Annotated in this window: 13 protein-coding genes, 2 tRNA genes and 1 other RNA gene; 10 read left to right on the top strand and 6 right to left on the bottom strand. The window is 55.1% G+C overall.

The features are described from left to right. Position 1: 1 nt before the first annotated feature. Genes pilO through pilM form a run of 3 tightly spaced genes read right to left on the bottom strand, consistent with a single transcriptional unit; the run spans position 2 to position 2,351 of the window. Positions 2 to 538: a type 4a pilus biogenesis protein PilO gene (gene pilO / locus K8Q93_01710; protein MCE9643942.1), complete on the bottom strand. Its 537-nt coding sequence runs from the start codon at positions 536 to 538 to the stop codon at positions 2 to 4. Then, complete coding sequence (locus K8Q93_01705) at positions 535 to 1,179, bottom strand: hypothetical protein (GenBank protein ID MCE9643941.1); 645 nt, start codon at positions 1,177 to 1,179, stop codon at positions 535 to 537. Before K8Q93_01705 ends, pilO begins: the two co-directional genes overlap by 4 nt. 44 nt (positions 1,180 to 1,223) lie before the next feature. Continuing rightward, the gene (pilM, locus tag K8Q93_01700) at positions 1,224 to 2,351 is read right to left on the bottom strand and encodes a type IV pilus assembly protein PilM (protein ID MCE9643940.1); all 1,128 of its coding nucleotides are present in this window, start codon (positions 2,349 to 2,351) and stop codon (positions 1,224 to 1,226) included. Positions 2,352 to 2,408: 57 nt separating this feature from the next. Between pilM and K8Q93_01695 the strand changes: the two genes are divergently transcribed. Beyond that, positions 2,409 to 3,047 carry a hypothetical protein gene (locus K8Q93_01695; protein MCE9643939.1) on the top strand — a complete coding sequence of 213 codons (639 nt, stop codon included), beginning with the start codon at positions 2,409 to 2,411 and terminating at the stop codon, positions 3,045 to 3,047. Between the two features lie 26 nt (positions 3,048 to 3,073). On the opposite strand, the gene K8Q93_01690 is transcribed toward K8Q93_01695, so the two are convergent. Both K8Q93_01690 and K8Q93_01685 read right to left on the bottom strand, forming a co-directional pair. After that, complete coding sequence (locus tag K8Q93_01690; protein ID MCE9643938.1) at positions 3,074 to 3,877, bottom strand: bifunctional 5,10-methylenetetrahydrofolate dehydrogenase/5,10-methenyltetrahydrofolate cyclohydrolase; 804 nt, start codon at positions 3,875 to 3,877, stop codon at positions 3,074 to 3,076. 15 nt (positions 3,878 to 3,892) lie between these two features. Beyond that, positions 3,893 to 3,979 (bottom strand) — tRNA-Ser (locus K8Q93_01685). A gap of 156 nt (positions 3,980 to 4,135) precedes the next feature. Between K8Q93_01685 and K8Q93_01680 the strand changes: the two genes are divergently transcribed. The 7 genes from K8Q93_01680 to K8Q93_01650 all read left to right on the top strand — a co-directional run bounded on the left by K8Q93_01680 (position 4,136) and on the right by K8Q93_01650 (position 9,378). Next, entirely contained in the window at positions 4,136 to 4,798 is a 663-nt protein-coding gene (locus tag K8Q93_01680) for a DUF5666 domain-containing protein (protein MCE9643937.1), read from the top strand. A 65-nt stretch (positions 4,799 to 4,863) separates the two neighbouring features. Then, positions 4,864 to 5,418, top strand: coding sequence for an RNA polymerase sigma factor (locus K8Q93_01675; protein ID MCE9643936.1), 555 nt, complete (start codon positions 4,864 to 4,866; stop codon positions 5,416 to 5,418). Continuing rightward, the gene (locus tag K8Q93_01670) at positions 5,415 to 6,158 is read left to right on the top strand and encodes a hypothetical protein (GenBank protein ID MCE9643935.1); all 744 of its coding nucleotides are present in this window, start codon (positions 5,415 to 5,417) and stop codon (positions 6,156 to 6,158) included. Before K8Q93_01675 ends, K8Q93_01670 begins: the two co-directional genes overlap by 4 nt. A gap of 29 nt (positions 6,159 to 6,187) precedes the next feature. Continuing rightward, positions 6,188 to 6,538: a hypothetical protein gene (locus K8Q93_01665; GenBank protein MCE9643934.1), complete on the top strand. Its 351-nt coding sequence runs from the start codon at positions 6,188 to 6,190 to the stop codon at positions 6,536 to 6,538. Between the two features lie 4 nt (positions 6,539 to 6,542). After that, positions 6,543 to 7,097, top strand: coding sequence for a hypothetical protein (locus K8Q93_01660; protein MCE9643933.1), 555 nt, complete (start codon positions 6,543 to 6,545; stop codon positions 7,095 to 7,097). Between the two features lie 29 nt (positions 7,098 to 7,126). After that, positions 7,127 to 9,283 carry an ATP-dependent DNA helicase RecG gene (recG, locus tag K8Q93_01655; protein MCE9643932.1) on the top strand — a complete coding sequence of 719 codons (2,157 nt, stop codon included), beginning with the start codon at positions 7,127 to 7,129 and terminating at the stop codon, positions 9,281 to 9,283. Positions 9,284 to 9,304: 21 nt separating this feature from the next. After that, positions 9,305 to 9,378, top strand: a tRNA-Ile gene (locus K8Q93_01650). Between the two features lie 61 nt (positions 9,379 to 9,439). Here the strand turns inward: K8Q93_01650 and ftsH are convergent. Further along, positions 9,440 to 11,269 carry an ATP-dependent zinc metalloprotease FtsH gene (gene ftsH, locus K8Q93_01645; protein MCE9643931.1) on the bottom strand — a complete coding sequence of 610 codons (1,830 nt, stop codon included), beginning with the start codon at positions 11,267 to 11,269 and terminating at the stop codon, positions 9,440 to 9,442. Between the two features lie 127 nt (positions 11,270 to 11,396). On the opposite strand from ftsH, the gene smpB reads away from it, so the two are divergent. Together smpB and ssrA are read left to right on the top strand one after the other, a co-directional pair. Then, the gene (gene smpB / locus K8Q93_01640) at positions 11,397 to 11,915 is read left to right on the top strand and encodes an SsrA-binding protein SmpB (protein MCE9643930.1); all 519 of its coding nucleotides are present in this window, start codon (positions 11,397 to 11,399) and stop codon (positions 11,913 to 11,915) included. 13 nt (positions 11,916 to 11,928) lie between these two features. Beyond that, positions 11,929 to 12,335, top strand: a transfer-messenger RNA (tmRNA) gene (gene ssrA / locus K8Q93_01635). Positions 12,336 to 12,467 lie beyond the last annotated feature (132 nt).

Raw genomic sequence — 12,467 nt, 5'->3', positions numbered from 1 at the left:
ATTATTTGAGCCAATAGGTCTGGACAGCTACGTCATAGTCCGCAAGCTGGCTCTCCGCAGTCTTAAAGGAGATACCTGAGACATCCACCACCCGCAGACTATCCTCCAGGTCCTTCATGAAGGCGACAAAATTGGAGTAGCCCGCAGTCACCGAGAACTGCAGCACCAGCGTGCCGTATTCCTGATTCTCGGGACCAAGCTTGTTGGGATCCTTAGCGAGACTTGAGAGACGCACGTCCTTGATGACCAAGCCGTAACGACCGGCGATGTTATTGATATCGAGCACCAGGCGTACGTTATCCACCGTATCCGGGAGGAGGCGCTCGAGACGCGTCACGTCATCGGTACTAAAGGTGTTGTAGCGGCTGGTGAGCTCATCGCGCACGCTCTGTATTTCCCGGAAGCTCGCGAGCGCCTCTTCATAGCTCTGGGATTCCGCACGAAGCCCCTTCACGATCTGGTACTGTGGATCGATATACGCCCAGAAGAGAAGGGCGGTGATGGCGAGCAAGATGCTGGGGAATAAGAAGCGGGTCATAAATTATTCTCAGAAGTCGGGGAGACTTCGGTTTGCGCGGGCGCCGTCACCCGAGAATTAAGAAGCGAAGAGTAGCGGAGAGAAGAAGGGTCCACCGCGGCGGTGAAAGAGAAGACCACGTTCCCTCTCTGATCCAGATTCAGCTCCGAGAAGACCGGATTCTTTATACCAGACGCCTTGGCGAAGACGTCAGATTGCCGCGCGACCGCTCCATAGCTCCGAGCCTGACCCTTCATGGTAAGGGCCGCGGTTCCCTTGGTCTGATCAAGCGCGAAATCCATAGAGGAGAAGCGCACGTTCTGGAGAGTAGACTCTTCTAGTACCGCAAAAAGCTGGGAGGGCGCCAGGTGGTTAGCGAGGATAGTCTTAGAGATCTCCAAGCGGCGGGAGAGGCGCTGGAGCTTGATGATGGAAGCCGGTTCGAAAGCGTCGCGGTTGCGTGCGAGGCTCTCCTTCTGGCTCTCGATCCCGCGCTGAAGCGTTCCTTTCCATACATAGACGCCGGCGGCCAAAAGCAAAGAACCCACAAAGAGGAATACGGAAACAAGAAGGAATAGACTCGTCCCGCGAGAAGCCTGCGCCTGCGGCGCTTGCATGATCGGCTTCTTGGGGATGAACGACGTCTGAGAAACTACATCCATTTGGTAGTAAGTATACAACAGCGCACGTCATCCGATATGCACAGTTATGCGAATTGATTGAGTTTTCGGAGTGCAAGACCCACCGCAACCGTAAATTCAGGACCGAGTTCCTTCAGAGTCTTCTCGAGGAATGCTGGCGCCACAGTCTTTGCAAAAGGATCGGCCCAAAGAATTTCCGTATCTGGAAAACGCACCTTGAGCATGTCCCCGAAGCCCGTAAGTGCGGAGCCGCCGCCAGAAACCACGATCTTACTTACCGTCTTATTAGAGCGCTTCTCGAAGAGGAGCATGATGCGGCGGGCCTCCGCGAATATTGCATCGAGCACGAGCGCCGAAGCCTCCTTCACTCGCAGGACTTCTTCGGGAGTCGCCGGGATGCCGCTTCCCCGCTTGAGCTCTTCTGCGCGCACCGGAGTAACGTTCATACCCCGAGAGATGGAGAGGGTGATGTCCTGAGAGCCCTTGTTGATGCTATGAGAATCACGCACGATGCCGTGCTCTACCAGATAGATCTTGGCGCTCGAAGCACCAAAGTCGATCAACATAACCGGCTGTATCCCCTGGTCGAGCGCAGCGCGCACGGAGCTGAAAAGCTCGATTTCTAGGAAGGCTTTCTCCAGCTTCAGCGCATGGGTGACATTCTGATATTTCTGTAGCGCTTCGTTGAGGATGGCCACAAGGAGCACATCCACGTGCCCACCCTTGTCTTCCGAGGTATTCAAAAGCACGGACTCTTCCTGAGGGATGACCCACCAGTCGAGCGTCACTTCGGTCATCGGTACCGGAATGTAACGGCGCGCCTCAAGCGGGACCATCTCCGCCATCTTGCTCTCATCGAGCGCAGGCATGGAGACGAGAGAGATGAGGCTCGAGGAGAGCGGCATAGCGATAGCGCCATCCCGCGTAGTCACGTTAGCTTCGCGCAGGAGATCTTCCACGGCTACAGCGAGCTTGTCTGCTGGGAGATTAGTACCGCGACCGGCTTCCGTACCGGCATACGGACCGAGGGAGAGGGAGCCGTAGGTCTCGAGCACCACCTTGCCGCCCTTCTTCTTGAGCTGCACTACTTTGATAGCGGAAGAGCCGATATCGATGCCGATGACGCTGCCCGTGGCACTAGAAAAAACCCCAGCGGGGAAGAACTTCTCTAGCTTTTGAAGGATACCGGCCATAAATAAAGAGAGGGGTTGTAGGCTACAATTGTAACATACCTTGATTTAGCTCCGTTTATGTCAAATCTCTGGGAGAACCTCTTGGACACCATCTTCCCCCATTCGCCCGAGGAGCGTCTCACTCTCTCCCTCTCTGCTCCGGAGATAATCCGTCGAGCACAACTCATCGAACAACTACCTCCGTGGCAGCACGCCGCACTCGCCTACCGCCATCCGCTCGTACATACGCTGATCAATCTTTTGAAATACAAAAACAGCCAGAGAGCCGCAGGTCTCTGTGCGGAGATCCTCTGGCACGAGCTCCCCTCTCTTCTTGGAGAGAGACTCCCGGGCGAGCGCTATCTCCTAGTACCGATACCGACGAGCCGCACCCGCCTAAGGGAGCGCGGCTACAGTCAGACGGAGCGCATCGCGGAGCAACTCATCAAGCTCCAGGGAGCAGATGGTCCATTCGCCCTCTCAGCCCTCCTCACGAAAAGCCGAGAGACCTCTCCCCAGAGCGGAACAAAAAGTAGGAGTGAGCGTCTGGCGAATTTGAGGAACAGTTTTGCAGTAAAGGAAGGCGTGAAGATAAAAGGAGCACGAATCATCCTTATCGACGACGTCACCACCACAGGAGCGACGCTGGAAGAGGCGAGGAAGGTTCTAGAGAAAGCGGGAGCAAGAGAGGTACTGGCGCTCGCGGTGGCGCATTAGGAAACGAGGAAGGTCCGAATTCGATTCTATCGGATATTGAGAAACAAGCTGACTACCGTCACAGGACCTACCCCACCAGGCACAGGAGTTATAAGGGCAGCCCTCTCGCTACAGGCAGGATCGATATCCCCGACCAGCTTGCCTGCCTGTTCGCTCGTACCAGCATCAATGAGGACAACTCCCTCCTTGATCATATCGGGCTTTAGAAAATGCGGAGAGCCCACGCCAGAGATGATGATGTCTGCCGATTTTATCAAAGCAGCCTTCTCTTCTTCGGGAGTGTTCCCATCAGCCATCTTGAAAGGAATATTCTTGAGAGAGAGCATCGCCGAGACTGGCTCGCCGACCAGTTTTCCTTTCCCTAGGATGAGGATCTCTTTCCCAGCTAGTTCGACATGATAAAAATTCAAAATCTCGTGGACCGCCCGCGCTACTGGAGGAACCTTGGAAGAATTCCCTGCTGCGTAGTCACGTTTACCCTCCTCGCTCAGCACATCGATATCAAGCCTTGGAGGAACGCTGTTTAAGATCCTCTCCCTATCAAGCCCCGCAGGCAGCGGCAGCTGTACTACGATTCCGGAATAATCCTTCTCTGCCGCCTTCTGCACTATCTCTACCGCCTCGTCCATGGAGACACTTTCCGAATAATGGAGGACATCGACGGTTATACCGAGACGCTCTGCCACGTTCGATTTCATAGTGATGAACTGACGGCTCTCCGCGTCGTTACCAAATAGGATGAAACACACCTTCCTCTGGGGAAGATCCGCCAACTTAGCCTGGAGCTCTTGCTCTAGGATTTTAGCTACAGCTTTTCCGTCAGCGATCATGCGGATTTTCAAATGCGGAAGGGGCGGGATTCGAACCCGCGAGGGCTTTAAGACCCTACCTCGTTAGCAGTGAGGCGCTTTCGACCACTCAGCCACCCCTCCGTGGTGTGCCACTAACTTACAATAGAAAGCGTGTTTTTCCAAAGTTATAGACAGAATGAAATAATCTTCCCTCCTCCGTGTAGTAACCATTAGAGCGCGGGTTTTAAGCCTTCGCTTCAGCAATAGAGAAGCTTTACCAGCCAACCAATTTATCTAATGCCCACAATATCAAAAGCAACCGCGATACCTCTCGCCGCTCTCCTCTTCTTAGGCGGCGGAGCGATCGCAGGATATACCAGTCTCGCGGGAGCACAGACGGCGACCCCTACGGCAGTCGTCGATTCGAAAGCAGCCATGCTCGGACGCGCGCCGCACGTCGGCGGCACCATCACCGCGATCAGTGGCTCGACCCTCACGGTCACTGCAAAGACAAAGACCGGTGACACCACATACACCATCAATGCCGCGAACGCGACGGTCACTAAAGATGGCGCAGCCTCCACGCTCGCCGGACTCGCTGTCGGGGATAAGGTGATGGCGCTCGGCACAGTAAACGGCAGCTCTGTCGCTGCCACCTCGATCATGAGCGGCAAAGGCTTCGGTCCTGGAAAGCCTGGGATGCGCGGCGGACCCGGCATGGGCCACGGCGTCATGGGCAAAGTGACCGCAGTGAACGGCTCGACCATCACGGTCGCAGGCCCAGATGGAAAGAGCTACACGGTGAATGCCGGTAGCGCCACCATCCACCGCATGGTCACTGGTTCCCTCTCCGACGTAGTCGTGGGAGATACGATCGGAGTTCAGGGTACTGTTTCCGGCAACACTGTTACCGCTAAAGAGATCATGGACGATCTCCCTCTTCCTCCCGCCAGACAGTAAGCAATACAACATCTGTATGCACACAAGCCCCCTTGAGGGGTTTTGTGCTACCGAACCTGTACTATATGAAGGTGGAAGCTTTCACTGATGAGAAAATCGCCGAAATGGTCCAACAAGGAGACCGGGAAGCGTTCGGTATCCTGGTGGATCGCTTCGAGCAGAAGCTCACCCGCTACGGGAGGAGGTTCCTCTCCCGCAAAGAAGATATCCAGGATATCGTGCAGGACGTCTTCGTGAGTGTGTATCAGAACATCCAGAGCTATGACAGCACGCAGCGCTTCAACCCTTGGATCTACCGAGTAGCCCACAACGCCTTCGTGAACGCGCTTCGCAAGAACGAACGCTCTCCTCTCTTAGTAGATTTCGATACCTTCATACCGCATCCTGCCTATGAAGACCCTACAGAGTCGGAGCGTGAGCAGGAAGAGATGAGAGGACTGATAGATCGCGGATTAGAGAAGCTCTCCCCCAAATACCGCGAAGTCCTCGTGCTCCACTATTTCGAAGATATGGCCTACAAGGACATCGCTGAAATCCTAGAGGTGCCGACGGGCACCGTAGGCATCAGATTGAAACGCGCCAAGGAGATGCTTAAGAAGGAAATCGCCAAAAAGACATGAACGAACATCACCCCTCCAATCTAAAAGACCAACTGCTCAAGGATATCCGCTCCGGTGAGGTAGCCATGCGCCCGCGGTATTTCTTTCTACTAAAGATCGTAGCTCTTGCCTCAGTAGCCACGGCCGTACTCATCCTCTCTGTATTCATATTCAACTTCATCCTCTTCGGTCTCCGCATCAACCATCACCAGGAACTCCTCGGGTTCGGCTCAAGAGGCCTTTTCACCTTCCTTCGCGTATTCCCCTGGTTCCTCCTACTCCTCGATGTAGCTCTGGTGGTACTCCTCGAATACCTCCTCCGCCGTTTCAAGTTCGGCTACAAGGTCCCCGTACTCTATCTGCTCGCTGGCCTCTTCGTGGGCACGCTCCTCGCAGGATTTGCAGTGGATCGCGGCACCTACTTCAACGACCGTATGCTCGAAGGCTCCCGCCATCTGCCTCCCGGCCTCGGGCACTTTTATGAAGGAGCTCGACGTCCGCCACCGCCTGGCGGAGGACTCTGCCGCTGTACCATCCTCGCCATCGACGGAAGTCAACTCACCGTGGAAGACACCCGTAGCGGCACTACCACCCTCGTCGTGCTTCTCCCGAGCAATAACCCGCGCGCTACCACTACCGCTCTCAAGGTCGGTGATACCGTCTTGATCGCCGGGACAGAAGAGAACGGTGTCATCCGCGCCTTTGGCGTCCGCAAGATCTCGGAGGAAAACGAGTGGTTACGGATGAGAATCGAGAGATAGATATTTCTGTATTTGCTACCATAGGTAGCATGACTACCTCCCTCATCCTCCGTCTCTCACTCGCCTTCGCATTCCTTTATCCGCCGATTGCCGCCTTCTTTGATCCCTACAGCTGGATCGGCTACTTCCCCGACTTCACTCGCGGCATCGTCTCCGATCTCCTGCTCCTCCACCTCTTCGGTGTCGTAGAGATTGTCATCGGTGGTTGGCTCTTGTGGGGCAAGAACCTCTTTTATCCGAGCGTAGCCGCGTCAGTTCTCCTCGCGGGCATCGTCATATTCAACACAGGCCAGATGGATGTCCTCTTTAGGGATATCTCCATTCTTGGTATCGCCCTAGCCCTAGCACTTGAAAGTTTCAGGGAAAAGAATAGGGTATAGCCATATGCAAGACGACCCAACCGTATTCCTCAAGCGCATCGTTACCATAACCTTGGTCCTAGCCCTTATCCTGGCAGGCATCCTCTACTTCTCCCGCCCCGACGCGGATACCGAAGTAGCCTCTGATACTCAGGACAGCAGCCAGCAGGGCATCTACCAGGAAGACATCGACAAAGCAGCCTCTGGTGGCACCAGCGCTTCCGGCAACTCCGTAAAGAGATCCATACCTCGTTCCTCTTCAGTCACCCTCACGAGCGACCTCATCAAGAAAGCAGAGCAGACCGCAAGCATGATCGTCTACTACGACAGCACCGGCTTCCGTCCTGCTGAATTCTTCGTAAAGGCGGGCACCTCGGTACGCTTCATTAATAGGAGCGGTCTCAGCCTACGCGTCTCCTCCGTCGTCCAGAACGGCGCCCCCATATATCCTGAGTTCGACCAGGTCCGCTCCGTAGGTCAGGGTGGCTACTATGACTTCAACTTCTCCAAAGCAGGTTCTTGGAGCTTCACCAACCAGAGCGCCCCTCAGCACTTCGGTATCGTCACCGTCATACAGTAAGTGGTTCTCTCTTCGAGTACACTTAAGAGATGCATAGCAGTACTCCGCTCGAATCAGCCTTCCGACTGACCGCGGAACAGAAGCGCGCGCTTCGCACTCTTCGCCTCGCGACCGTACGCGATCTCCTCTATCACTTCCCCGCCAAATACAACCGCCTCGCAGAAGCTACTTCCGTGCGCGGACTCACTGAAGGAGAGGAGGCTACCGTCTATGGCAGCATCCGCTCCATCGAGCTACGTAAATCCTTCCGCTCCAAGGTAGCACTTGCAGAAGCGCAGATAGATGACGGCACCGCAGTAGTGAAGGCTATCTGGTTCCATCAGCCCTACCTCGCCAAGATGTTCCCAGAAGGAACGCTGGTACGCGTCAGTGGCAAAGTGTCTGCCAAGAACGGCACACCCGCACTTCTCAATCCGGAGATCGAACGCATCCCCGAGCTTCCACTCAAAGCCAAGGACTCCCTCTTCGGGGAGAAGACGGATGACATCTTCGCCTACCCCACCTACCCCGAGAGCAGAGGTATCACTTCAAACTGGTTCTTCCACGCAGTAGAGAAAGCACTGAAGAGCGGTGTGCTCGAGACCATGAGCGATCCAATACCGCAGGACATACTTGCACGATATCACCTCCCCACACTCTCGACCGCGCTCATCTGGATACACTCTCCACAGGAAGAGAGCCACAGCCTGGTAGCACGTAAACGCTTCGCCTTTGAAGAAGTCTTCTGCATCCAATTGCTCAAGCAGCAGGAACGGCATACGTATGCTTCGAAACGCGGCTTCCCCATCGCCCCCTCGAAAAAAGACATCGAAGCCTTCCTCGCACGCTTCCCTTTCAAGGCAACTGGCGCACAGGAGCGTGCCGTAGCCACCGTCCTTGCTGACTTCAAAAGCGGTCGCCCTATGTCGCGACTTCTCGAGGGCGATGTGGGCTCTGGAAAGACCGCCGTCGCCGCGACCACCGCCTATGCCGCAGTGACCACGCGTCCCCAAGGGCAAGACTTCGGCACACTCCAGGTGGCCTACATGGCACCCACCGAAATCCTGGCCACACAGCTCTTCGAATCCTTCATCGAGTTCTTCCGGCACATGCCGGTCTCCATCGCCCTCATCACCGGTAGCGGTTGTCGTAAGTTCCCTTCCAAATCAAAACCTGGATCGTGGACTGATATCTCCCGCACTCAGTTGTTGAAATGGGTAGCGAATGGCGAGATCGCCGTCCTCGTAGGCACGCACGCACTCATCCAGAAGACGGTGCGTTTCAAGAACCTCGCCTACATCATCATCGACGAGCAGCATCGCTTCGGCACAGCACAAAGACAGAAGCTCGCTCGCAAAGAAGATGTGCTACCTCACCTCCTCTCCATGACCGCCACTCCGATTCCGCGCACACTTGCTCTCACCATCTACGGCGACCTGGATCTCTCTCTTCTCGATGAATTGCCCAAAGGTAGGAAGCCTATCGTTACGGAGATTGTGCCGCCGAATAAGCGGGAAGGGATCTATGAGAAAGTGCGCGCGGAACTAAAGGCTGGGAGGCAAGCCTACGTCATCTGCCCGCGCATAGATGAGCCTGATCCGGAGAAAGAGACTGCGGTCGAAGCCAAGTCAGTGAAAGCAGAAGCCGCCCGCCTGAAACGCGACGTCTTCCCCGAATGGAACATCGGCACGCTTACTGGAAAGTCGAAACCGGAGGAAAAAGACGAGGTCATGCAGGCGCTGAAGGATAAAGAGATTGATATCCTAGTAGCTACCTCGGTGGTGGAAGTTGGTGTGAACGTGCCGAATGCTACGGTCATCATCATCGAAGGGTCTGAGCGCTTCGGACTCGCCCAGCTCCACCAGTTAAGAGGTCGAGTGATGCGCAGCAGCCATCAGGCCTACTGTTATCTCTTCGCAGAGGGCAACAGTGAGAAAACCAAAGAGAGACTGAAAGCGCTCGCTACGGCTTCAAGCGGGTTCGAGCTCGCAGAGCTCGACTTGAAGCTTCGAGGCGCGGGCGAACTCTATGGCCGCAAGCAGTGGGGTGTTTCCGATATCGGGATGGAAGCGATCAAAAACCTGAAGATGGTGGAGGCGGCACGCACGGAAGCCGCAGCTCTCGTGGCTAAGGATCCGGAGCTTAGCCGCTATCCCCTCCTAAGGGAGCGAGCGAAAGCGTATCGGGAGATATTGCACTTCGAATAGGAAAAAGTAGTATTTGGTCACGCGCGTGTAGCTCAGTTGGTTAGAGCAGTCGTCTTATACACGACCGGTCCTTGGTTCGAGTCCAAGCACGCGCACAAACACAACGCCCCGCCGGAGAAACCCGGCGGGGCGTTGTTCTTTTTAAAATCCCCGGCTTTAGTCTCTAACCACAAGTTCCTCCGTTATATCTATCCTCGGATCCTTCTTCTTGGGCATGATGCCGTTTGCAATGAGGAGATCCTCGAAGTCCTCGCGTTCGATGGTTTCTACTTCCACCAGCCTCTTAGCGATCGCATCGAGCGCACCCTTGTGCTTCTTCAATATCTCTTCACCGCGACGATACGCCTCGTCGATTATCTTGGAAACTTCCGCGTCCACTTCAGATGCTACTTTCTCAGAGTAATCTTTCTCCCCTACTCCGCGTCCGAAGAGTACGCGACCGCCTTCACCTTCGAGCGCTACCGGCCCTAGCTTGTCGGACATGCCGTACTTAGTGACCATGTCACGTGCGAGCGCAGTGAGTACCTGGAGATCGTTGCTGGGGCCAGTGGTGAGATCACCAAAGACCATGCGCTCCGCGAGATACCCGCCGAGAGAGACGGCGATGTCATCGAGGAATTCTTTTTTGGACTGCATCTTACGATCCTCGAGCGGGAGCTTGAGCGTGTAGCCCGCTGCCCTACCACGGGAGATGATGGAAATCTTGTGCACCGGATCAGAGTATGCGAGCACCGAGGCGATGAGTGCGTGACCTGCTTCGTGGTAGGCGGTAATCTCTTTCTCCTTTATTGAGAGCAGATGGCTCTTGCGTTCCGGACCAAGCATGACCTTCTCGATGGAGCGGATGAGGTCGTATTGAGAAACCTTCTTGCGATTCTCGCGAGCAGCAAGAATAGCGCCTTCGTTCATCAAGGAATAGAGATCGGCACCAGAGAAACCAGGCGTACGCTCTGCAATGACGGTAAGGTTCACATCTTCTGCAAATGGCTTGGTCTTGGAATGAATCTTGAGTATTTCTAAACGTCCTTCCCTATCCGGCAGATCAAGCATCACCCGGCGGTCGAAGCGGCCCGGACGAAGGAGCGCCGGATCGAGCACATCGGGACGATTGGTGGCCGCCATGACGATAACCTTCTCGGTCGGCTCGAAGCCGTCCATCTCCACCAGGATCTGATTGAGAGTCTGTTCGCGCTCATCGTTGCCGCCACCCACTCCCGTGCCGCGCACGCGGCCCACGGCGTCGATCTCATCCACGAAGATGATAGCGGGTGCTGCGCGCTTAGCCATGGTGAAGAGGTCGCGTACACGAGACGCACCCACACCTACGAACATCTCTACGAACTCGGAACCGGAGATGGAGAAGAAGGGTACGCCCGCCTCACCCGCGACCGCACGCGCGAGAAGCGTCTTGCCTGTGCCCGGAGCACCCATGAGAAGTATTCCTTTCGGAATACGCGCGCCGATATCCAAGAACTTCTTAGGATTGCGCAGGAAATCCACGATCTCTGCGAGCTCCTCCTTGGCCTCCTTCACACCGGCGACATCCTTAAAGGTGATCTTCTGGCTCTTGTCATTAGGATCGATGATGCGCGCCTTGGACTGGCCAAAAGTGAACGCCTGCATGCCTGCACCCTTCACCTGACGCGAGAGGAACCAGACGAAGAAGAGTATGAAGATAATCGGGAGGAGGAAGGGCGTGAGAGTCAGGAACCAGAAGCTGAAGCCGCTCTGGTTCTTCACGTCGATGGAGATCGTGTCGAGGCGCTCCTGGGGCACGCCATAGTTCTTGAGAGTATCGGTGAGCCCGGACTCCGCCTCTTTCTTGGAAGTCTTCTCAGTCTTGTCGGTATAGGTAGCGGTGAGGGTGTCTCCACGCACCACGATACCGGTGATCTTGCCATCCCGGATATCGCGCGCCACTTCCGAGAGCGGAATCTCTACCTTGGCCGTGCGATTTTCACTGAAGTAGGAGTAGGCGGTGAGCATCGCCAAGAAGATGAGGACAGTAGTGACGAAGCTGCCCCAGAAGCCGCCGCGAGGAGGAAGCACGGAAGGAATCTTGGGTCCCCCCTCTTTCTTGTCGTTTTGATCCTGATTTCCTTTAAAAAGAGGCATGAGTGTACTAGTATGCTGCTGTAAGGCCATTATATCTACGCGTCCCCAAAAAGCCAGAAAACCACGAAAGAAAATGGATCTCCTCCGTCACAAAAAAGCGCATCTCAATTACGAGATCCTCGAACAATTCGAGGCTGGTATCGAGCTCTCCGGCACTGAAGTGAAGTCGGTACGCGCACAACAGGGCTCGCTTGAAGGCGCACACGTAGTGGTGCGCGGCGGCGAAGCATATCTCGTGGGTGCCACCATCCCTCCATATCAACCGGCGAACACCGCCAAAGAGTACGATCCAGAGCATCCGCGTAGACTCCTCCTCCACAAGAAGGAGCTGGCAGAGCTCCTCGGCGCAGAATCCCGTAAAGGATTGACAATTGTGCCAATTTCGATGTATAATAAAGGGAGGAAGATCAAGATGGCGATCGCCATCGCGCGCGGCAAGAAGAAATTCGACAAGCGCGAGGATCTCAAGAAACGCGATACGGATCGCGAGATGCAGAGAACGTTGAAAGGAGAATAGATTATTTTCGTACGGGGATGCTAGGCATCGACAGGTGTCGCCGCTCCCCTGTGCAACGCGGAGAATTCCAGGAACGCTCCTGATTGTCTGGAAACCAATACGTGCAAACTCAATAGTTGCGCGCGCAAATGCTGTCGTTTCGCCGTACTTCACGGCTGACAACTTTGCGTTCGCTTACGCGAAAGCCTAAGCGACGTCCTCTCTAGCGAGGTCTCTGTGCTAGAGTCAGGGTGTTATAACGTGAGTCTCGGAGAGGAGAAGCTTCAGCCCCTCTCGACATAAAGAAGCTCGGTGAATGTTATTTTGCCCCTTTCAAGGCATTCACTTAAATCGGCTCCGGCCGTAGAAAGGATGCTATGCGTTGTAGAGTCAGGCTACCGGTCCATCTGCACGGCGGTTCAATTCCGCCCATCTCCACCAAAAAGTTCCCTCACAAAACCGCCCTTAATGGCGGTTTTGTGTTATCCCCACTAGCTAAAAACTTGCATTCCTCTCCAGAACACATATACTGCCTTTCAGCAAGTTCCGCGCACTCTGCGCACAACAAGGGGG

Source organism: Candidatus Parcubacteria bacterium, assembly GCA_021414235.1.
In the GTDB taxonomy this organism is placed as follows: domain Bacteria; phylum Patescibacteriota; class Minisyncoccia; order Phycocordibacterales; family JAKFXT01; genus JAIOOV01.
Note: the sequence above shows the minus strand (reverse complement) of the source record. Positions and strands in the feature narration are given on the sequence as shown.

Coding starts and splice junctions, on each gene's coding strand:
- pilO (MCE9643942.1), bottom strand. CDS start 538: ATGACCCGCTTCTTATTCCCCAGCATCTTGCTCGCCATCACCGCCCTT.
- K8Q93_01705 (MCE9643941.1), bottom strand. CDS start 1,179: ATGGATGTAGTTTCTCAGACGTCGTTCATCCCCAAGAAGCCGATCATG.
- pilM (MCE9643940.1), bottom strand. CDS start 2,351: ATGGCCGGTATCCTTCAAAAGCTAGAGAAGTTCTTCCCCGCTGGGGTT.
- K8Q93_01695 (MCE9643939.1), top strand. CDS start 2,409: ATGTCAAATCTCTGGGAGAACCTCTTGGACACCATCTTCCCCCATTCG.
- K8Q93_01690 (MCE9643938.1), bottom strand. CDS start 3,877: ATGATCGCTGACGGAAAAGCTGTAGCTAAAATCCTAGAGCAAGAGCTC.
- K8Q93_01680 (MCE9643937.1), top strand. CDS start 4,136: ATGCCCACAATATCAAAAGCAACCGCGATACCTCTCGCCGCTCTCCTC.
- K8Q93_01675 (MCE9643936.1), top strand. CDS start 4,864: ATGAAGGTGGAAGCTTTCACTGATGAGAAAATCGCCGAAATGGTCCAA.
- K8Q93_01670 (MCE9643935.1), top strand. CDS start 5,415: ATGAACGAACATCACCCCTCCAATCTAAAAGACCAACTGCTCAAGGAT.
- K8Q93_01665 (MCE9643934.1), top strand. CDS start 6,188: ATGACTACCTCCCTCATCCTCCGTCTCTCACTCGCCTTCGCATTCCTT.
- K8Q93_01660 (MCE9643933.1), top strand. CDS start 6,543: ATGCAAGACGACCCAACCGTATTCCTCAAGCGCATCGTTACCATAACC.
- recG (MCE9643932.1), top strand. CDS start 7,127: ATGCATAGCAGTACTCCGCTCGAATCAGCCTTCCGACTGACCGCGGAA.
- ftsH (MCE9643931.1), bottom strand. CDS start 11,269: ATGCTCACCGCCTACTCCTACTTCAGTGAAAATCGCACGGCCAAGGTA.
- smpB (MCE9643930.1), top strand. CDS start 11,397: ATGAGTGTACTAGTATGCTGCTGTAAGGCCATTATATCTACGCGTCCC.